This is a genomic window from Mycobacterium sp. NGS33, from assembly GCF_059812885.1.
Genome location: NZ_JCALDN010000001.1, coordinates 430,887 through 449,378, shown reverse-complemented (window position 1 = coordinate 449,378; position 18,492 = coordinate 430,887). Strand labels below are relative to the sequence as shown.

17 protein-coding genes and 1 tRNA gene are annotated in these 18,492 nt (G+C 66.5%); 10 read left to right on the top strand and 8 right to left on the bottom strand.

Features of this window, described 5'->3' with window-relative positions; all coding sequences use genetic code 11:
• Positions 1-7 precede the first annotated feature (7 nt).
• The 3 genes from grcC1 to AC5Y5B_RS01865 all read left to right on the top strand — a co-directional run bounded on the left by grcC1 (position 8) and on the right by AC5Y5B_RS01865 (position 2,290).
• Complete coding sequence (grcC1, locus tag AC5Y5B_RS01875; protein WP_112632272.1) at positions 8-1,015, top strand: nonaprenyl/(2E,6E)-farnesyl/geranylgeranyl diphosphat synthase; 1,008 nt, start codon at positions 8-10, stop codon at positions 1,013-1,015.
• A 127-nt stretch (positions 1,016-1,142) separates the two neighbouring features.
• Positions 1,143-2,006 (top strand): zinc metalloprotease HtpX, encoded by an 864-nt coding sequence (gene htpX / locus AC5Y5B_RS01870; protein ID WP_112632273.1) that lies wholly within the window; start codon positions 1,143-1,145, stop codon positions 2,004-2,006.
• A gap of 41 nt (positions 2,007-2,047) precedes the next feature.
• The gene (locus tag AC5Y5B_RS01865; RefSeq protein ID WP_112632274.1) at positions 2,048-2,290 is read left to right on the top strand and encodes a helix-turn-helix domain-containing protein; all 243 of its coding nucleotides are present in this window, start codon (positions 2,048-2,050) and stop codon (positions 2,288-2,290) included.
• Between the two features lie 20 nt (positions 2,291-2,310).
• On the opposite strand, the gene AC5Y5B_RS01860 is transcribed toward AC5Y5B_RS01865, so the two are convergent.
• The 4 genes from AC5Y5B_RS01860 to AC5Y5B_RS01845 all read right to left on the bottom strand — a co-directional run bounded on the left by AC5Y5B_RS01860 (position 2,311) and on the right by AC5Y5B_RS01845 (position 7,310).
• Positions 2,311-3,816 carry a SulP family inorganic anion transporter gene (locus AC5Y5B_RS01860; protein ID WP_205869059.1) on the bottom strand — a complete coding sequence of 502 codons (1,506 nt, stop codon included), beginning with the start codon at positions 3,814-3,816 and terminating at the stop codon, positions 2,311-2,313.
• 288 nt (positions 3,817-4,104) lie between these two features.
• The gene (locus AC5Y5B_RS01855) at positions 4,105-5,130 is read right to left on the bottom strand and encodes an NAD(P)H-dependent glycerol-3-phosphate dehydrogenase (protein ID WP_112632276.1); all 1,026 of its coding nucleotides are present in this window, start codon (positions 5,128-5,130) and stop codon (positions 4,105-4,107) included.
• A gap of 70 nt (positions 5,131-5,200) precedes the next feature.
• Positions 5,201-6,712 carry a flavin-containing monooxygenase gene (locus tag AC5Y5B_RS01850; RefSeq protein ID WP_112632277.1) on the bottom strand — a complete coding sequence of 504 codons (1,512 nt, stop codon included), beginning with the start codon at positions 6,710-6,712 and terminating at the stop codon, positions 5,201-5,203.
• A gap of 106 nt (positions 6,713-6,818) precedes the next feature.
• A complete protein-coding gene (locus AC5Y5B_RS01845; RefSeq protein ID WP_066866403.1) occupies positions 6,819-7,310 on the bottom strand; it encodes a YajQ family cyclic di-GMP-binding protein in 492 nt (163 codons plus the stop codon).
• A 69-nt stretch (positions 7,311-7,379) separates the two neighbouring features.
• Between AC5Y5B_RS01845 and AC5Y5B_RS01840 the strand changes: the two genes are divergently transcribed.
• The 4 genes from AC5Y5B_RS01840 to AC5Y5B_RS01825 all read left to right on the top strand — a co-directional run bounded on the left by AC5Y5B_RS01840 (position 7,380) and on the right by AC5Y5B_RS01825 (position 10,546).
• A tRNA-Tyr gene (locus AC5Y5B_RS01840) sits at positions 7,380-7,463 on the top strand.
• A gap of 163 nt (positions 7,464-7,626) precedes the next feature.
• Complete coding sequence (locus tag AC5Y5B_RS01835; RefSeq protein ID WP_112632296.1) at positions 7,627-7,833, top strand: hypothetical protein; 207 nt, start codon at positions 7,627-7,629, stop codon at positions 7,831-7,833.
• A 317-nt stretch (positions 7,834-8,150) separates the two neighbouring features.
• Positions 8,151-9,992 (top strand): putative alpha/beta hydrolase, encoded by a 1,842-nt coding sequence (locus AC5Y5B_RS01830; RefSeq protein WP_500003035.1) that lies wholly within the window; start codon positions 8,151-8,153, stop codon positions 9,990-9,992.
• 8 nt (positions 9,993-10,000) lie between these two features.
• The gene (locus AC5Y5B_RS01825) at positions 10,001-10,546 is read left to right on the top strand and encodes a lipoprotein LppJ family protein (RefSeq protein ID WP_500003033.1); all 546 of its coding nucleotides are present in this window, start codon (positions 10,001-10,003) and stop codon (positions 10,544-10,546) included.
• On the opposite strand, the gene AC5Y5B_RS01820 is transcribed toward AC5Y5B_RS01825, so the two are convergent.
• On the bottom strand, positions 10,534-11,499 hold the full coding sequence (locus AC5Y5B_RS01820) for a DMT family transporter (RefSeq protein WP_112632298.1): 966 nt from the start codon (positions 11,497-11,499) through the stop codon (positions 10,534-10,536). The genes AC5Y5B_RS01825 and AC5Y5B_RS01820 overlap by 13 nt on opposite strands.
• Positions 11,500-11,617: 118 nt before the next feature.
• Between AC5Y5B_RS01820 and AC5Y5B_RS01815 the strand changes: the two genes are divergently transcribed.
• Positions 11,618-12,118 (top strand): hypothetical protein, encoded by a 501-nt coding sequence (locus AC5Y5B_RS01815; RefSeq protein WP_240631690.1) that lies wholly within the window; start codon positions 11,618-11,620, stop codon positions 12,116-12,118.
• Positions 12,099-12,680 (top strand): hypothetical protein, encoded by a 582-nt coding sequence (locus AC5Y5B_RS01810; protein ID WP_165821767.1) that lies wholly within the window; start codon positions 12,099-12,101, stop codon positions 12,678-12,680. Before AC5Y5B_RS01815 ends, AC5Y5B_RS01810 begins: the two co-directional genes overlap by 20 nt.
• 23 nt (positions 12,681-12,703) lie before the next feature.
• On the opposite strand, the gene AC5Y5B_RS01805 is transcribed toward AC5Y5B_RS01810, so the two are convergent.
• On the bottom strand, positions 12,704-13,726 hold the full coding sequence (locus AC5Y5B_RS01805) for an Lrp/AsnC family transcriptional regulator (RefSeq protein ID WP_500003028.1): 1,023 nt from the start codon (positions 13,724-13,726) through the stop codon (positions 12,704-12,706).
• 95 nt (positions 13,727-13,821) lie between these two features.
• Between AC5Y5B_RS01805 and AC5Y5B_RS01800 the strand changes: the two genes are divergently transcribed.
• Positions 13,822-14,679: an LLM class flavin-dependent oxidoreductase gene (locus AC5Y5B_RS01800; protein ID WP_500003802.1), complete on the top strand. Its 858-nt coding sequence runs from the start codon at positions 13,822-13,824 to the stop codon at positions 14,677-14,679.
• Positions 14,680-14,759: 80 nt separating this feature from the next.
• Here AC5Y5B_RS01800 and AC5Y5B_RS01795 read toward each other — a convergent pair whose 3' ends face one another.
• A complete protein-coding gene (locus AC5Y5B_RS01795; protein WP_500003023.1) occupies positions 14,760-16,139 on the bottom strand; it encodes a sensor domain-containing phosphodiesterase in 1,380 nt (459 codons plus the stop codon).
• A gap of 244 nt (positions 16,140-16,383) precedes the next feature.
• Positions 16,384-18,369: a molybdopterin-containing oxidoreductase family protein gene (locus AC5Y5B_RS01790; protein WP_500003021.1), complete on the bottom strand. Its 1,986-nt coding sequence runs from the start codon at positions 18,367-18,369 to the stop codon at positions 16,384-16,386.
• Positions 18,370-18,492 lie beyond the last annotated feature (123 nt).

Sequence of the window (18,492 nt, the reverse complement as noted above, 5' to 3'; positions counted from 1 at the left end):
TGGTCCCGTGAGTACTCCGGCGACGGTGGTGGCGGGCGTTGACTTCGGCGACCCGGCTTTCGCGGCGACCGTACGCGACGGCGTGGGGCGGATCGAGCAGCTCATGGAGGCGGAATTTCGCAGCGCCGACGACATCATGACCGAGTCGCTGACCCATCTGTTCAAGGCCGGCGGCAAGCGGTTCCGGCCCCTGTTCACCGTGCTGTCGGCGCAGATCGGGCCCAACCCGGACAGCGCGGACGTGACCATCGCCGGCGCCGTCATCGAACTGGTGCACCTGGCCACGCTGTACCACGACGACGTGATGGACGAGGCGGAGGTGCGCCGCGGCACACCCACCGCGAACGTGCGCTGGGGCAACAACGTCGCCATCCTGGCCGGGGACTATCTGTTCGCCACGGCATCCCGGTTGGTGTCGCGGCTGGGTCCCGAGGCGGTGCGGCTGATCGCCGAGACCTTCGCCCAGCTGGTGACCGGTCAGATGCGCGAGACCCGCGGGTTCGTGGCGGGATCCGACCCGATCGAGCACTACCTGAAGGTGGTGTACGAGAAGACCGCATGCCTGATCGCCGCGGCGGGCCGGTTCGGCGCGATGTTCTCGGGTGCCGACGCCGATCACGTGGAGCGGCTGAGCCGCCTCGGCGGCATCGTGGGCACCGCGTTCCAGATCTCCGACGACATCATCGACATCGACAGCGATTCCCACGAGTCCGGCAAGCTGCCCGGCACCGACGTGCGCGAAGGCGTGCACACCTTGCCGATGGTCTACGCGCTGCGCGAACCCGGGCCCGAGGCGGCGCGGCTGCGCGAACTGCTGGTCGGGCCGATCGACGACGACGACGCGGTGGCCGAGGCGCTGGGTCTCTTGCGGGCGTCGCCCGGCATGACCAAGGCCAAGCAGTCGCTCCAGGAATACGCGGACCAGGCGCGCCGGGAGCTGGCCCTGCTGCCCGACGTCCCGGGCCGGCACGCGTTGCAGACCCTGGTCGACTACACCATCAGCCGGCACGGTTAGAAGCGGGTTGCCACCCTTCGGCTGGCGGCGCCCGCAACCGCGCCGTGGAACCAACGGGGCCGCCTCGGGCGTTCAATGAGCTGTAATCGGCAATAACGCGCACCCGAGTGTTCGCAAGGAGACACCGATGACCTGGCATCCGCATCACAACACGTTCAAGACGTTCGCGTTGTTGGTTGGCATGTCCGCGTTGATCGTGTTCGTCGGCTCGCTGTTCGGCAGGACCGCGATGTTCCTCGCGGTGTTGTTCGCCATCGGGATGAACGTCTACACCTACTACAACAGCGACAAGCTGGCGTTGCGGGCGATGCACGCGCAGCCGGTGTCGGAGGTGCAGGCGCCGGCGATGTACCGGATCGTGCGCGAGCTGGCGACCGCCGCGCACCAGCCGATGCCCCGGTTGTACATCAGCGACACCAACGCGCCCAACGCATTCGCGACCGGACGCAACCCCCGCAACGCGGCGGTCTGCTGCACCACCGGCATTCTGGGCATCCTCACCGAGCGCGAGCTGCGCGCCGTACTGGGACACGAACTTTCGCACGTCTACAACCGCGACATCCTGATCTCGTGCATCGCCGGCGCGCTGGCCTCGGTGATCACCGCGCTGGCCAACATAGCCATGATCGCCGGCATGTTCGGCGGTAACGATCGCGACGGCGAGAATCCCTTTGCGCTGCTGCTGGTTTCGTTGCTCGGACCGATCGCCGCGACGGTGGTGCGGTTGGCGGTGTCGCGATCACGCGAATACCAGGCGGACGAATCGGGCGCGGTGCTGACCGGTGACCCGCTGGCCCTGGCGTCGGCCCTGCGCAAGATTTCCGGCGGGGTGCAGGCGGCCCCGCTGCCGCCGGAGCCCCAGCTGGCCAGCCAGGCCCACCTGATGATCGCCAACCCGTTTCGCGCGGGCGAGCGGATCGGGTCGCTGTTTTCGACGCACCCGCCGATCGAGGACCGCATCCGCCGGCTGGAGCAAATGGCCGGGCGGTAGGCCCAGACCCACGTACCATCGGAATTGGATGGTGATTGGCGATGACTGAACCCAACTCGATAGACATTCACGAAGCCGGCCTGGCGTTAGACCTGCCCGACTTGATCTTCGAAACACGCGCCGGTGCGGGGATGAACCAGGCCCAGCTGGCCGAGGCGCTTGGCATCTCCCACGAGGCTGTCGCCGCGTGGGAGGACGGCACCGAGGTGCCCCGTGTCGACGAGCTGCAACGGTTGGCGCAGGTGTGCGGCAAGCGGCTGCACATCCGCATCGACGTCGACTGACCGGGCCGCGCGGAGGCCAATTACGCTGCGGCGCCGGGCCTTTCGGCTTCGATCAGGGGTTGGTGCGCGTCGCGCCGGCCCGTGTCGGTCACGCCCTCGATGTGCACCGTCCCGCCCGTCGCCTCGTGCTGTTGCTGCCAATCGGTGATCGTTTGGTGGGCGGCGTGATCGAGGTAGTGGACCGCAATGCTCACCGTCGCCGTCGTGCCCTGCGGAATCGACGCCAGCAACCGCGTCAGCCGCGGCAGCGCCAGGAAGGTGCACGCCGCGCCCTCGATGCTCACCCGCCACCCGTCGTCGGACGGCGCGGCTTCGATCTTGGCCCGGATCACCCGCCATCCGGTCAGCGCGATGGCCAGCGCGAGCCCGATCATGACGCCGTGCAGCAGGTTGAGGAAGATGACGCTGACGGCCGTCACGACGTAGACCGCCAGATCGCCGTGCTTCATGGCGGTCTCGATGTGCGCCGGCTTGAGCAATTGGATACCGATGACGATGAGCAGACCGGCCAGCGCGGCGGTGGGGATCTCCTCGACCAGCCCGGCGAACGGGATGGTGAACAGCAGGATCCAGACACCGTGCATGATCGCCGAGGCGCGAGACTTGGCGCCCGCGTTGACATTTGTCGAGCTACGGACGATGACGCCGGTCACCGGGAGCCCACCGATGGTGCCCGACACGATGTTGGCGGCTCCTTGCCCCACCAACTCGCGGTTGAAGTCGGTGCGCGGCCCGTTGTGCATCCGGTCGACCGACACCGCCGACAGCAGGCTCTCGACGCTGGCGATGAGCGCCACCGTGATCACCCCGATCGCGACCGCGCCCCAGTTGCCGTGGGGAAGCTCCGGCAACCGCAGCGCGTCCAGCGGTGACCCCTCGAGGTCGATCCGGCGCACGTGGAATTTGAAGACCACCGAAATCACCGTCACCCCCACGATGGCGACCAGGGGACCCGGAATGCGGCGCAATGTGGCGGGAACCCATCGCCACCCCACCAGGATGGCGATCACCAGCACGCCCAGGATCACCCCCGGACGGTGCGCACCGATGATCTGACCCGGCAGCCCGATGAGGTTGTGCCAGGCGCTGCTCTTGGATTTCCCGCCGAGCAGCACGTGCGCCTGCTGCAGGGCGATCGTGATCCCGATGCCGGCCAGCATGGCGTGCACGACCACCGGTGAGATCGCCAGGGCCGCGCGCGCCACCCGGCTCAGCCCCAGCAGCACCTGCACGACTCCGGCGGCAACGGTGATCAAACACGTTATGCCCCAACCGAAGTCGGACACCAGGTCCGCGACGACGACGGTCAGCCCGGCGGCGGGGCCACTGACCTGCAGCGGGGATCCGCCCAGCGAGCCGACGATGATGCCGCCGACGATCGCGGCGATCAGGCCGGCGAGCACCGGGGCGCCCGAAGCGATCGCGATCCCCAGCGACAGCGGCAGCGCGACCAGGAAAACGACGAGCGATGACGGTAGGTCGTGGCGGATGATGCCGCGCAGCCGATCGACGCGCGATTCTGTCAGCCGACGTTCACGGGTCTTTTCACCCGACTGTTCAACGTTGTGCACCGGTCGCGTCCCTCGGTAGGAGTTAGCGGGGGGTGTTCGGATATCCGCCCCACCTTGCGCTCATTACCTCTTCGTAACGCGCTGGCGTACAAACGATTACGCCGGGCCGACCCGCAGGATCGCGCCCGGATACCGCTGGCCGCCTGGATCGACGGTATTTTGCTGGCAAAGACCGGTCAAGCCGAAGGGCCGCGCCCATAGAGAATGCAAAGATTTGAATTCGGCCAGCCCTGAACGACCAGTTCAGAAGCCGGAACCGTGCACCTCGTGGCCGGGAACCTCGGCGATCAGGCCCCGGTAGGCCTGCTCGACGGACGAGCCGTGGTTGATCACGGCGTCGACCTCGCGGGCGATCGGCATGGTGAGGCCGAATTCGTTGGCAAACTCCATGATCACGCTGGCGGCCTTGACGCCCTCGGCGACCTGGTTCATCGAGGCGATGATCTCGTCGATGGGCTTGCCCGCCCCCAGTTGCTCACCGACGTGCCGGTTACGGCTGCGCTGGCTGGTGCAGGTGACGATGAGGTCGCCGAGGCCGGCCAGGCCCGGGAACGTCTCGGGATTGCCGCCCAGGGCCACCCCCAGCTTGGTCATCTCGCGCAGCGCGCGGGCGATCACCAGCGCGCGGGTGTTCTCCCCGATGCCCAGGGAATAGCCCATCCCGACCGAGATGGCGTAGACGTTCTTCAGCGCCCCGGCCATCTCCACCCCGATGACGTCGTCGGTGGTGTACACGCGGAAGCGGCGGGTGCGGAACAGGCCCGAGAGCCGGGTCGCCAGGTGCTGGTCCGGCATCGCCAGCACCGCCGCGGCGGCGTAGCCCTCGCCCACCTCGCGCGCGATGTTCGGACCGGCCAGGATGCCCGCGGGGTGGCCGGGCAGCGTCTCCTCGATGATCTGCGACATCCGCATGTTGGTGCCCTGCTCGAGCCCCTTGACCAGCGACACCACCGGCACCCACGGCCGCAGTTCTTTGGCCAGCTCGCTCAGCACCCCCCGAAAGCCGTGCGAGGGAACGCCCATGACGACGACGTCGGCGGAGTTCGCCGCCTCGGCGAAGTCGGTGGTGGCGCGCAGGGTGTCACTGAGCACGACGTCGTTGCCGAGGTAGCGGCTGTTGCGGTGGTTGTCGTTGATGTCGGTGGCCGTCTCCTCGGAGCGCACCCACTGCAGCGTCGGCCCGCGACGCGCGCAGATTGATGCCACGGTGGTGCCCCAGGAACCGCCACCGAGGACAACGACTTTGGGTTCGCGCTTCTCAGATGCCATGGCGATCAGCGTATTGCGGACATCTGCGATTTAGTAGCAGTTCACGAACACCCGTCCACGCGCGGCGCCGCTAGCCCGCCAGCGGCGCGCGGTCGTCGACCCGGCCGAACACCATCGCCTCCTCGATGCGGTCGAAGCGGTAGTCGAGGGCGTCGGCCAGGTAGTTCTGCCGCACGTTCCATGGCCGCTTGGTGCCCGACTTCGGCAGCATGTGCACCGAGCGCAGCACGTAGCCGGCGTTGATGTCCCACGAGGGCTTCTCGGTCATCGGCTCGTTACCGCGATGCGGGGCGGCGTGGGTGTAGCCGTGAGAGGCCATGTGCTCCATGAGTTTTGCGGTCGCTCGTGCGGTGATGTCGGCGCGCAGCGTCCACGACGCATTGGTGTAGCCGACACACCAGAACAGGTTGGGCACGTCTTCGAGCATGTGCGCCTTGTAGACGAAGCGGTCGCTGGTCTTGATTTCGTTGCCGTCCAGGCTGATCGCGGTCCCGCCCAGCGCCTGCAGCTGCAGCCCGGTGGCGGTGACGATGATGTCGGCGTCGAGGTGTCCGCCGGACTTGAGCGCGATCCCGGTCGCGTCGAAGTGGTCGATGTGGTCGGTGACCACCTCGGCGGATCCCGCGGCGATGGCGTTGTACAGGTCGGCGTCGGGGATCAGGCACATCCGCTGATCCCACGGGTTGTAGCGCGGCTTGAAGTGGGTGTCGACGTCGTAGCCGGGGGGCAGGCTGCTGATCGCCTTGCGCCGCAGCAGCCAGCGCACGAACCCCGGCGCCTTGCGCGACAACGCGAAGAACACCGCCTCGGTCAGGGCGCTGTACATGCGCACGACGAGATGGGCGGGCTTGCGGGGCAACAGCTTTCGGGAAACGGCGGCGACGGTGCCGTACTTGGACGCCGAAATGAGGTAGGTCGGCGAGCGCTGCAGCATGGTGACTTTGGCGGCGCGGTCCGACAACGAGGGCAGCAGCGTGACGGCGGTCGCCCCGCTGCCGATCACCACCACCTTCTTGCCCGTGTAGTCCAGGTCTTCGGGCCAGTGCTGGGGGTGCACCACGGTGCCCTTGAACTCTTCGATGCCCGGGAAGTCGGGCGTGTAGCCCTCGTCGTAGTTGTAGTAGCCGCTGCCGAAGAACACGAAGCGCCCGCGGTAGAGCTTGCGCGCCCCGTCCTGCTCGACGGTGACGGTCCAAGTGTCGGTGGCGGAGTCCCAGTCGGCCGAGCGGACATAGCTGTTGAACCGGATGTGCCGATCGATGCCGTACTTGCGCGCGGTGGCTTCCAGGTACTGGCGGATGTGCACGCCGTCGGCCACGCCCTCTTTCCGGGTCCACGGTTCGAACGGGAACGACAGGGTGAAGATGCTGCTGTCCGAGCGCACCCCGGGGTAGCGGAACAGGTCCCACGTCCCGCCGATCTGCGCGCGCCGCTCCAGCACGGTGTACGTCAGCTGCGGATTGCGCTCGGTGATCCGGTAGGCCGCGTCGATGCCGGAGATGCCGGCACCGACGATGATCACGTCGGTGTACCCGGCCTCGGTCGCATCACCGTCTGCGGCTTGCTGGGGACTCACGGTCATCGCGAACCTCGCTCACATCGTGGGACTCGTCACTAGCCTAGAGACCCACCGGTTGGTCGGGCTAGGAACCCGCGAAACCGCCTCACACCGGCGCGCGCCCGCCCCGTCAGCGGTAGTTGACGAACTGCAGCGCCACGTCCAGGTCGGCCTGCTTGAGCAGCGCTTGGACGGCCTGCAGGTCGTCACGCTTTTTGCTGGTGACCCGGATTTCCTCACCCTGGATCTGCGTCTTGACGGATTTGGGGCCGTCATCGCGGATCAGCTTGGTGATCTTCTTGGCGTTCTCGCTGCTGATGCCCTGCTTGAGGGAGCCGTTGATCTTGTAGGTCTTGCCCGAGGCCTGCGGTTCGCCGGCGTCAAAGGCCTTCATCGAGATGTCGCGGCGGATCAGCTTCTCTTTGAAGACGTCGACGGCCGCCTTGACGCGTTCCTCGGTGGACGACGTCAGCTCGATAGCCTCGTCGCCCTTCCAGGCGATCGTGGTGTCGGTACCGCGGAAGTCGAAGCGGGTGGCCAGCTCCTTGGCGGCCTGGTTGAGCGCGTTGTCGACCTCCTGGCGATCCACTTTGCTGACGATGTCGAACGATGAGTCCGCCATGCATTCCGTCCCTTCATCCGGTGATAGGCGTTTGTGCTTTGTCTACTCGCTCGTTGTAACCTGTCTGGCGGCAGGTTGCCCGAGCGGCCAATGGGAGCGGACTGTAAATCCGTCGCGAAAGCTTCACAGGTTCGAATCCTGTACCTGCCACCACAGGTTTCCGGGGCGCCGTGGATGGCTCGCGCTCGCTGCCGACGCCCGTTGTGCGACACGTGCGCAATTTATACGAGACAAGTTGTAACAATTCGGTCAAGCCCGTGTCGGCGGGCGTACCGGGGGGAATCCATCCAGCACAGCATCACCCAGGGGGGCGATCATGGCTGGTTCTCCCGACGCTCTCGGCGCGCTGCGCGAATGCCGCACCGCACTCACCACTGCCCGCGAGTGGGCCGAGGCCGCGCGGGTTCGCCTGGCCGGTGTCCGACAGGCTCGCGCCGCCGAGTTGCTCGAAAAGCTCGCCGACGATCTCGCCTTCGTCGATCGGCTCTCATTCGTAGTGGAAGGCGACACCCGCGCCAGGTGAATCACCACCATCGCCAAAAGCAGGCACCCTCTCGGCGCTTCCTCCAACCCCAAGTCCGCCGGGAGGGTGTCCTATGTCGGATTGCGGTGTCGCGCTGACTATTACGAACGTTTCACGGTCGCGTCCCGCAAAGCCGTGGTGAGGTTGACCGTCCATAAAGCCTACCGGCTTCGGGGCGAAATCCCTTGGTACATAGGTCGTGCGGTTGCGGCCAAGACCGTCGATGCGACTCCGGTCGCAGGTGCCGGGCGGCAAAAGTGAATTGATCGACAATCTGGCGGCGGTAATCTTTTTCCCGTGCGCGGTATGGGGACGCGATGCAGCTGAAGCATCTGTCCATCGGGGAGCTGATCGCGGGGGCCGGTGGCGACCCGTGGGCGATCAACCGAACCCTGCAGGCCGGTAGCCCCGCCCAGATCGCGCGTCTGGCGGAGGCCTTCCATGGGGCGGGCCGCCACACGGCCGAGGCCGACCACGCATTCGCGCAGGCGCAGCAACGCTTCAACGCCGCGTGGAATCACCAGGGCGGCGGCAGCCCGATCAACGACTCCGCTGAGGTGCAGCGCACCGTCAAATCGCTTGGCGCGCAGTCTGAACAGCTGCCCAAGATCGGCGCCGACCTGGAAAATATCGCCGCCTCGTTGGCCGACGCGCAACAGGCCGGAGCCCGCGAAATCGCCCAATTGGAAAGCCAATTGGAACAGCTCGACCACCTGATCGATCTGGCGGAGCAGGATCTGCGAGACTACCCCGACGCGCAGAGCCAGCGAGAACTCCATGCGCTCATCGATGCCATCAAGACGGGCGCGGTCAACGACACCAAAGAGGCGCTCAACCAGCTGACCGCGATACGCAACGGCTATTCGGCCACGCTGCAGAACTCGCTGGGAAATCTGCGCGCCGACGGATATGACCCCAAGCCTCTCGAGCCGGTGGACGCGCAGGACAAACCCGAACAGATTCAGATCCCGCCGCCGAACACCAAACCCGAAGACGTCAAGCGGTGGTGGGATTCCCTCAGCCAGCAACAGCGTGATCAATTGCTCGCGCAGCACCCGCCAGAGTTGGGAAACCTCAACGGCATTGAGACCGAAAACCGCGACACGGTCAACCGGGCGGTCATGAACGACGACATCGCGCGCGTGCAAAACGCCGCTGACCGCGCCCACGTCGGCGTCGACCAGGTGACCCAACACCCGGAGTTGTACGGCCTGACGCCGTCTGCCATTACCCGCTACAACAACGCACTCAAGACACAGGACGGCCTCAACACGAACGGTACGAACCCCGATGGCAGCAAGAACCCGGTGTTCCTGCAGACCTACGATCCCGAGGCGTTCGACGGTCGCGGCAGGGAAGCCATCGCCATCGGCAACCCCGACAAGGCCGACAACACCACCGTGCTCGTACCGGGCACGGGCAGCAGCGTGCGTGACGGCTATCTGAGTCACACGGATGGACGAAACATCTACAACGAGGCTCAACGAGCCGATCCCAACAAATCGAATTCGGTTCTGGTGTGGATGGGTTATCACGCCCCCGACAGCGCGCTCGACCCCCAGATCGGGCAGACGACCCTCGCCAGAAACGGGGGCGGCCTGCTGGCGGGGGACGTCAATGCGCTCGGCGTCACGCACCAACCGGGAAACTCACATGTCACCGTCGTGGGTCATTCCTATGGCTCCACGACGGTGGCCGACGCCGCGGCGGGATCCGGGATGCACGCCAATGACATTGTCCTCGTGGGCTGTCCGGGAACGGACCTGGCCCGCAACGCCGGTTTCTTCCACCTCCCCGAAGGCGGACACGTCTATGTGGGCGCCGCGTCCACGGACCCGATCACCCACTTCGGCGGCATCCAGGGGCACCTGCCCGGAACCGGAGTCACCGTGGGCCTCGGTAGCGACCCGGCCGTCGAAGGCTGGGGTTCGACGCGGTTCAAGGCCGAGGCACCGGGACTGACCTTCCCGCTGAAGGATCACAGCTCCTACTTCACCCCCGGCAACGAATCGTTGTTCAGCATCGCCGACATCGCCTCCGGTCACGGTGACGCACTCGAACACGACAACATGACCGCACAGCACCGCGGCAGCTACTGGCTCCCCGATGAATTCGACCCGGAGGCGCTTCGACGCCCGACAGGAGGCCACTACCATTGAGAACAGCCATGAACACCTCAAGGGGAATCAGCAGCGCCACCTGGCGGTCCCTGCTTGCCCTCGTCGCAGCGGGGATGCTTACCCTCGCGCTTCAATCCTGCAGCAGCGTAAGGAATCTGAGTGAAGGAGTGCCCAACCCGATGACTCCTGAACAATCCAGGGCCCAGGTGGTCAGTGCGGCACGCGAGATCGCCACCACGCTGGGACTCAAAGGCGTCTCGGCACATTTCAGCCGCGACTCCTGTAATGACCAGGCCGTCGCGCCGTTCCGGGGAGTCGTCGGCATCGCCTACGACCACGCGCCGACCCTGGAAGCGTCCCGAGCCGAGATCCAGCAGATGATCGCTACTTTGAAACAACACGGCTGGGGCGGGCCGGGAGACTTCCGCACGCATGCCTCCGCGGTGAGCAAGCAGGGCGTCACGGCGGTATTCGATCCTTACTCGCCGGTCCAGAACTCGGGGGGATCGATCACCATCTACGGCGAATGCCGGGACATGACCACGAAGGCGAACACGCTGCCCGAACCGGTACCACAGGATCAGTTGGCGTAACGCCCACCCCGCGGGCCGGCCCCGACCGCCACCAGGCCGGCCTCGTCGCGCTCCGGCGGTGCGGCGGGTTCCTCGCCCGCGGCGTCGCCGTTTTCGACCGCCTGGCTGCGGCCCAGCGCGACGGTGGCCGCCGCCATCGCCACCACCGCGAGGACGAGGACGAGCGACGTCGCGCCGCCCACCGCCAGGTGCTCGCCGAGCACCACCACCCCGAGCACGACGGCGACCACCGGTTCACCGACCAACATGATCGGCACCGACGCCTGCAGTGCGCCGGCATGAAACGCGGAGTTCTGCACCACCGTCACCGTCACCGCGAGCCCGACCAGCACATACGGGGCCGGGACGGTCAACAGCGCATGCCAACCGCCCATCGCGAACCGGTGGGTGCAGACCTTGGTCACCACGGCGATCATGCCGAGCAGGATCGCCACGGCGACCCCCAGCAGCGACGCTCGCACCCGGCCCGCGGCGCGGTGCGCCGCGACGACGCAGGCGATCACCGCGGGGACCGTGACCGCCAGGGCCAGCGTCCACGCCGGTATCGGGGGACGGCTGTGCCCCTCTCGGGGCTCGCCCACCAGCAGAAAAACGGCCAGTGCCGCCGTCAGCAGCATCGCCCAGCCCCACTGCACGCCGCTGATGCGCTGGTGGCACAGGGCCGCGCTCAGCGGCAGTGCGAACAGCAGCGACGACACCAGGAGCGGCTGGACCAACAGCAGCGATCCGTGCGCCAGCGCCACGGCCTGGAACACGTAACCGGCCACCGCGGCAAAGGTCCCCGCCCACCACAGCGGCTGGCGGGCCAGCGTGGTCGCCATCGCCGCGGACATCGCCTCATCACCCGGAACGCGCTGGGTCGCGCGCTGCCGCACCACGATTCCCACCGCAGCCCAGAACGCCGAAAGCAAAGCCGAGAAGATCGCGACCGCGTGCCCGGTTACCCACCCCATGCCCCGTGGGATACCCCTGACCTCCGCGCAGTTAACTCGCCCTTTCCGTGTCGAGGCAGAGCGCCTACCCTGAGTGGCCGGCGCGAACTTCGTCCCGCCCGGCCGATCGAAAGGAAACATGCTGCGTACCAAGGTGATCACCGCGGTGGCCGTCGCGGCGGCCATCGCGTCAGCCGCATTGACACTGCTGCCCTGGGTCGACGTCAGCCGGCTGGGATTACCCATTCGGTGGAATGGGCTGGGCATCTACATCGGCGAGGACCGCGAAACGTATGGCCACCTGCTCGCCGGCATGGTGAACAGCGTGCCGGGATGGATCGTGTTGATCGCCTCGTTAGCGGCCGCCGTTGCGGTCATCGCGTCGGCGCGAGTGCGGGTGCTCGGGTTCGTCGGGTGCGGATGCGCGGTCGTCGCGTTCGTCACCGCCGCCGTGTGTCTGGTGTATCCGGCGGTATTGGGCGGCGACGCCAAGAACGAGATGGGCATTTCACTGGTGCCGGACCGCCAGGTGCTGAACTCCGGCGCGCTGATTGCCGAGGCCGCGGCCACCGCCGTGCTGGTGGCTTGCACCGCGCTCGCCGCCTTCAGGACGAAAAGCGTTGTCGGCGAAGATGGTTGAAGCCGTCACGTGTGGGGCGGCGGCAATGAACGCCGCGATGTCCGCAGGGATTTTCCTGGCGGCCGCGACGGCACTCGCCCCGGCGGCGACAGCAGATCCTCAGCAATTCCCGGATTTGAGTGGCTATCACGCCGTCAACGCCGAGGACTACGAAACGTACGCAACCTACGGGATCGACGGCGTGCAATTCGCCGCCCCTGGCGGCTACCGGTGCCGGATGGACACCAATTTCAAGGCGTCGAGGCAGACGATGAACTGCTGGGGCGCGCTACCCGGCACCGCGCACAATCACGTCGGGTTGATCACCCAGTCGAAGCAGACGACCGCGGCGACGTTCTCCGACGTGGATCTGTCTCACATGGAGCAATACGATTTCGGCCCCGCCGGGGGGCCATCAGGGGTAATCGACCCGAAGAAGTACACGCCGTTAGCGCCCCAGAACAAGGTGAGCTATGCCGGATTCACTTGCGGCGTGGATCCTTCCACGACGGCCTGCGAAGCCGACGATCCCCCCAGCCGACACGGATTCGTCCTGTCTCCGCAAGGCAGCTGGACGTTCTAAGCAGGCCCTCGCCGCACCCGCGGCTAGCGCGCGGGGCCTGAGGGGCGCGGATTGATCAGCCTTCCTTGGGCCACAAGCGACCCGTGTTGCTTGAGGCGCTGAGTGCGGATGCTGACCTCGTAGCTCAGAATTTCCTCGATCTGTCCGAGTTGCTCACTGAGGTACCGGTATAGATCCTCGATGTCTCGGCAGATGGCAATTGCCACAAGGTTTTTGGTGCCACTGATGGCGCCGGCGAAGGCGATGTGGTGATGCGCCGCGATGCGCTCGCCGACGCGTTGGATGTCGCGGGGCGCCAACGTCAGCCACAGCATCGCGCTGAGCTGGTGGCCGAGTCGTTCCGGCAACACGTCGACGTCGTAGAGCAGGGCGCCGCTGGCTTCCAGTCCCGCGATTCGGCGCCCCACGCGGGCCACTGACCAGCCGGCGCGTGCGGCGAGTTTCGGTTGTGACGTCCGGCCGTCCTCGGCCAGCGCCTCGAAGATCGGACGGTCCTCGGCGGTGGGCAGGCACGGTTGAGCCCGGGACACCGGGCCGGTCCGCTCGGCCAGGATCTCCGCAGCTTGCCGGTCGCTGAGCGGGTGGCCGTAGCCGGTCCACGGCGCACTTGCAGGCTGCCCGAAGGAGTGCAGCAGGAGGTCGATGGTGATGTCGGTGACCGAGGTTGTTCGCGGTAGTAGCTTCAGCAGATCCGCACGGGCGTCACCCAGCGGCGCGCGGATGACGCAGACGAGATCCGTCCATCCCGCCAGCACGTTGGCATGCGACACGTCCGGCCGGCGCACCAGCGCGTCGGCCAGCGTCTGGATGCGCTCGGGCGCGGCGCGCATGCGGCACACCCAACTCCCTTCGCCATCGATCCATCGGTTCTCCAGCCCGACAACACGCAGCACGCCGTCGCGGCGCAGCCGGTGGTAGCGTCGCGCGACCGTTTGCTCGGTGGCCCCGAGGACGGTGGCGATCCGGCGAAACGACACCCGCGGGGCCAGCTGCAGGGCATGCAGAATCTGTGCGTCTAGATCGTCGAGCACGAAGAAAGTATGCATCGACCGCGGTCCGGGTGAGGCTTTCACGCCAATCTTGCGGCAACGATCGCAAGTTTGGAGGCGTCGCTGCGAGCCTGGGGTTCATGAGGCTGACCATGCGCATCGGAATCGGACTGCCCGGCCACATCGCCCACGCGCCTGGGCCGTTGACCGTCGATTGGGCGCGTCGAGCCGAGCAGCGGGGTTTCGCAGAACTGGCCGCGATAGACCGGCTGGTCTACGAAAGCCTCGACTCGGTCGTCGCTATGTCTGTGGCCGCGGGCGCGACCACCGGCATCGGCTTGACGACCAACGTGCTGCTGGCTCCGCTACACCCCGCGACGCTGTTGGCCAAGCAAGTCACCACCCTGTCCGCCGCATCCGGTGGGCGGCTCACCCTCGGCCTCGGCATCGGCAGCCGACCCGACGACTACATCGCCGTCGGCGTCGACTATCGGCGGCGCGGGCGCATCCTCGACGAGAGCGTGGCCGTGCTGCGCGAGACGTGTGACGCCCAAATCGTCACGGGCGACAGGCCTTTGACGCCCGCGCCGGTGCGGATTCCGATCCTGTTCGGCGGACGAGCGGACGCGACAATCCGCCGCGCGGCCGCGATCGGTGACGGCTGGAGCGCCGGAGCGTTGCGTGATTACTCCAACCAGTCCGCGCTCGCCGACCGGATGCGCATGGCATGGGCAGAGGCTGGTCGTGTGGGGCGTCCCCGGCTTCGGGCCAGTGTCAACTTCACATTCGGTGATGCCGATACCATCGCTGCGGGTCGTGCCCACCTGCAGCGCTACTACGGTTTCAAGCCTGATTACGCCGCCCTCAACGTCGCCGACATGCTCAGCTCGCCCGACGAGGCGGCCGAGACCGTGCGCGCCTACCGCGACCTGGGTTTCAACGAACTCATCTTCCACCCCTGTGTCGCCGAGCTCGACCAGATCGACCGCCTGGCCGACGCGGTTCTCTGAGGAAGTTCCATGGGACAAAGCGCATTTCGTGGCGAGCATCGTCGAACGATCAAGTCCGCCGGCGTCGGCCCTGAACTCCATCAACGATGCCGTGGAGCACTATTTGACCGGGTCCACAACATTTGATTGCCGTTGCAGTTCGGGTGTTTTCGCAATCTTTGGCGTATGCCCCGGCTTCGGCGCCGCGCTAGTGGCTGAGGTTTCCCCAGGTAAAAGCCTTGGCCGTATTCGATGCCGAGGCGAATCAGCGTCTGGAGCTGGCCGGGTGTCTCCACGGCTTCGGCCACCAATTTCGCATGCAGCTCGGATGCCAGCGAGTTCAGTGCAGTCGCCAACGCGCGTTTGGCCGGATCGCCGTCGATGCCGGCGACCAGCTCCCCGTCGATCTTGATGATGTCTGGATGTATCCGCAGCAGTTGAGTGAAGCTGGCATATCCGGCGCCCGCATCGTCGATTGCCACCCGTATGCCGCTGTTACGCAGACGTCTCAGACCCGGGCCGAGGTCATCGGGAAACGGTTCGTGCTCGGTGATTTCCACCGCCAACTCCCGGTCCTGGGCTGCCAGCACGTCTTGTATCTCCGGCTCCAGCGCTGCGCTCGGGCTCAGGTTGGCGGTGACTGGATACTCGTCGGGGATGCGGCGCGCAGCATTCAGGACGGTGCACAACGCGGCATGTTCTAAGTCCAGACCTCGTCCCATACGCCGGGCGGCGCTGAACCATTGCGTGGGGGTCAACCCCGATGATGCGGGAAAGCGTGTCAACCCTTCGTAGGCACACGTCATGCCGCTTGCCAGGTGGACGATGGGTTGAAAGGTCGCGCTCAGAGCGTCCGGTTGCGTGAGAAGTGCGTCCAATCGATGCTGCAGCCCCTCGGTCTCCACTACGTCGGGCAACATGACCGACGCGATGAATCGCTCCGTGAGGGCGCGCTGACCCCGGTCGTCGCTGTCGGTCATTACATGGCTTAGCAGCGTTTTGAGTTGTGACTCGGTGAAGATCAACGCGGAGATAAATTTACTGATGGCGAGCATCGCGTCGACATCTGCGTCAGTGAACGCACCGGGGGCGGTCGCAGCCAGCAGCAATGAACCGATGGCGTCGCCGTTGTACATCAGGGGAATCGCCGCCCACGACCGAGTGCCCCACTGCTTGTTCATCGCACGAACGCGTGGCGACAGTCGTCGGTCTGTACGGGCATCGTGTATCAGTTTCGGGCGTTTCTCCCGCGCCGCGAGCCCCTGAAAACTGCTCTGGTTGGGCACCACGAAACCCTCTGCAGTCGCGAGCACGCCGTGCCCAGAAATGGTCACGTATGCGTTATCGGAGGCGCGAAGCAGCGTGACGGCCGCCCCATTGGCCTTCGGCATAAACACGCAGGCCTGCTCGGCAACGCGCGCGATCAAAGCCGCCGGATCCATCGACGCCGCCAGTGCCCGAACCAGGTTCTCCACATCCACCCCGTTCCCAGCGACGTGAGAGAGTTGCGGGGCTTAGGATACCGATCCTGCACCCCCATAGGGGCGAAATTCCCACGTCGGACCAGATGCGTGAAAAGTGGCAGCGCCGCGCCCGTTTCATCGGGATGCCGACCGTGCGGAGCGTAATGACGGTCCCGGTACGACTCGCCGCCAAAGCATGGGGCCTGGCGATACCCGATTCCCCACCGAACGGCAAGCGCGGGTTGGCAATCGATCTGACGCTCTAGGCCGGGTGCAGGCTCACGGGAATGCCGGAGTAGCGCACCATGCCGGTCACCACGTCGATGTCGTCCTTGTTGGTCAGGCGGTTGACGTTGGCGACGTGGTGGCCGTGCGGGATCGACACCGCTCCGCGCCGGATCGAGTCGTCGACCTTCGCGATGCCGGTCAGTTCTCCGCTCGCGCTGCGCACCGTCACCTTCTGTCCACTGATGACCCCCGCCGCCGCGCCGTCATCGGGGTGGATGAGGATTTCGGGCGCCTCGCCGAGAAAGTCCAGCTGTCCGTTGAGCTTTCGACGCTGCCGGCGCGGCACCATCACCAGCGGTGCGGGTGGTTCCAGCGCCGTGAGCTGGTCGACCAGCAGCGGCGGCGCCAGCCGCCAGCCCCCCATCCGCTCAACATGTTCGTCGACCCAGGCCGCCGGGAGCTCGCGCGGGGCCTCGGCCCAACCCACGGCCGCCACCTCGTCGAAACCCGTTCGGGCACCGGCCAACAGGACGGACAGCACGTCGTCGTCGGTGCTGGTGTCGGGGTCCCCGAGGGTGCCGAGGTCGTAGCCGAGCCGGCGGCCGAGTTCGGCGAACACCCACCACATCGAGCGCCGTTCGCCGACCGGGGCCACGACGGCCGGGCTGTATTGCACCGACACATGCGAACTGAGGATGTCGTGGATGGTGATGTCGGGCCGCTCCAGCGGGTCCTTGGTGGGCAGGACGTGGGTGGCCAGCTCGGTGGTCTCGTTGTTGATGATCTCGGTGGTGGCGAACACCTCGAGGTTTTGCAGCGCCGGAATCAGCTTGCCGGTCTCAGGGAACGAGGTGACGAGGCTGCCGCCGACGTTGATCAGGGCGCGGATGTTGCCGGCGGCGATCTCGTCGGGCAGCACGGCGCACGGCCACTCGTTGATGAAGGCCTGCGCTTCGGGGCGGCTGCGCGGGCCGGGACCGAAGGCGCCCTCGATCGGCGTGACGGGCAGGAATTCGCCGAAAGTTTCTAGCTGGTAAGCGAATCCGGGATGAAACCAGGTTCCGCCGGGCCGGTTCATCGCACCGGTGAGGATCATCAGCACCCACGCGAGCCACTGTGTGACGTTGGCGCGCTCGGCCGTCATCGTGACCCCGGTGCCGGTTTCCACCGCGACGCACTTGGCGGCGCGCACCGCCTCGCACAGCCGGGCCAGATCGGCCTCGGCGACGTCGGCGAGCCGTGCGGTGTGCTCGAGCGTGAACGGCTGCACCGCGGCGGACAGCGCGTCGATTCCCTGCACCGGCACATCGGACTTCACTCCGTCGCGCAGGATTTCGCGAACCAGGTAGGCGAGCACCGCGTGGTCGGTGCTGGGCCGCGCTGCCAGATGCGCGGTGGCCAGCCGCGCGGTCTCGGTGCGGCGTGGGTCGATCACCCACACCTGACCGCGCCGGGCGATGTCGCGCACCGTGCCGGTCGGATTGGGCATCGAGATCGCATGGCCATGCGACACAACGGGATTGACGCCGACGAGCAAGAGGAAGTCGACGTTGTCCAGGTCGGTTCGGCCGGACAGCCCCATGAATCCGCCGACCAGATCCGAGACCAGGGGTTTGGCGGTGCCGTCGATGGTCAGCGGGCTGAACTTGGCCGGTGTGCCGATAGCGGCATGCAGGGCCTCGGCCATCCGGAAGCCGGCGCTTTCCATGGTGGAGAAGTAGAACGCGACCGACGCCGGTCCGTGCCGGTCGATGATCTCCTTCAACCGGGTGCCCAGGTCGTCCAAACAGGCGTCCCAGGAGGCGTCCTGCAGGCGCCCGGCCACCCGCATCCGCGGACGCTCCAGCCGATCCGGGTGGTGATGCAGCTGTGGCAGGGCGCGACCCTTCGGGCAGGTATAGCCGTGCGAGAAGGGATGGTCCTGATCGCCGCGGACGCGGACCACTTCGTCGCCGTCGACGTCGACGAGGATGCCGCAGACCGAGGTGCAGACGCGGCAGAAGCTACGCACCGTTTGCATAGTTCGATAACGTACTCTCGCAATCCGAGAAGGCCTATCGCATTTTCGAGAATGGTTGTGCATTTTTGGCCAATGGCGCTCTCGGGGAAGCGCCCGCGGTTAGGTTTCGTGACCATCGGCTTC

Coding starts and splice junctions, on each gene's coding strand:
- htpX (WP_112632273.1), top strand. CDS start 1,143: ATGACCTGGCATCCGCATCACAACACGTTCAAGACGTTCGCGTTGTTG.
- AC5Y5B_RS01865 (WP_112632274.1), top strand. CDS start 2,048: ATGACTGAACCCAACTCGATAGACATTCACGAAGCCGGCCTGGCGTTA.
- AC5Y5B_RS01855 (WP_112632276.1), bottom strand. CDS start 5,130: ATGGCATCTGAGAAGCGCGAACCCAAAGTCGTTGTCCTCGGTGGCGGT.
- AC5Y5B_RS01850 (WP_112632277.1), bottom strand. CDS start 6,712: ATGACCGTGAGTCCCCAGCAAGCCGCAGACGGTGATGCGACCGAGGCC.
- AC5Y5B_RS01845 (WP_066866403.1), bottom strand. CDS start 7,310: ATGGCGGACTCATCGTTCGACATCGTCAGCAAAGTGGATCGCCAGGAG.
- AC5Y5B_RS01835 (WP_112632296.1), top strand. CDS start 7,627: ATGGCTGGTTCTCCCGACGCTCTCGGCGCGCTGCGCGAATGCCGCACC.
- AC5Y5B_RS01830 (WP_500003035.1), top strand. CDS start 8,151: ATGCAGCTGAAGCATCTGTCCATCGGGGAGCTGATCGCGGGGGCCGGT.
- AC5Y5B_RS01825 (WP_500003033.1), top strand. CDS start 10,001: ATGAACACCTCAAGGGGAATCAGCAGCGCCACCTGGCGGTCCCTGCTT.
- AC5Y5B_RS01820 (WP_112632298.1), bottom strand. CDS start 11,499: ATGGGGTGGGTAACCGGGCACGCGGTCGCGATCTTCTCGGCTTTGCTT.
- AC5Y5B_RS01815 (WP_240631690.1), top strand. CDS start 11,618: ATGCTGCGTACCAAGGTGATCACCGCGGTGGCCGTCGCGGCGGCCATC.
- AC5Y5B_RS01805 (WP_500003028.1), bottom strand. CDS start 13,726: ATGCATACTTTCTTCGTGCTCGACGATCTAGACGCACAGATTCTGCAT.
- AC5Y5B_RS01800 (WP_500003802.1), top strand. CDS start 13,822: ATGCGCATCGGAATCGGACTGCCCGGCCACATCGCCCACGCGCCTGGG.
- AC5Y5B_RS01790 (WP_500003021.1), bottom strand. CDS start 18,369: ATGCAAACGGTGCGTAGCTTCTGCCGCGTCTGCACCTCGGTCTGCGGC.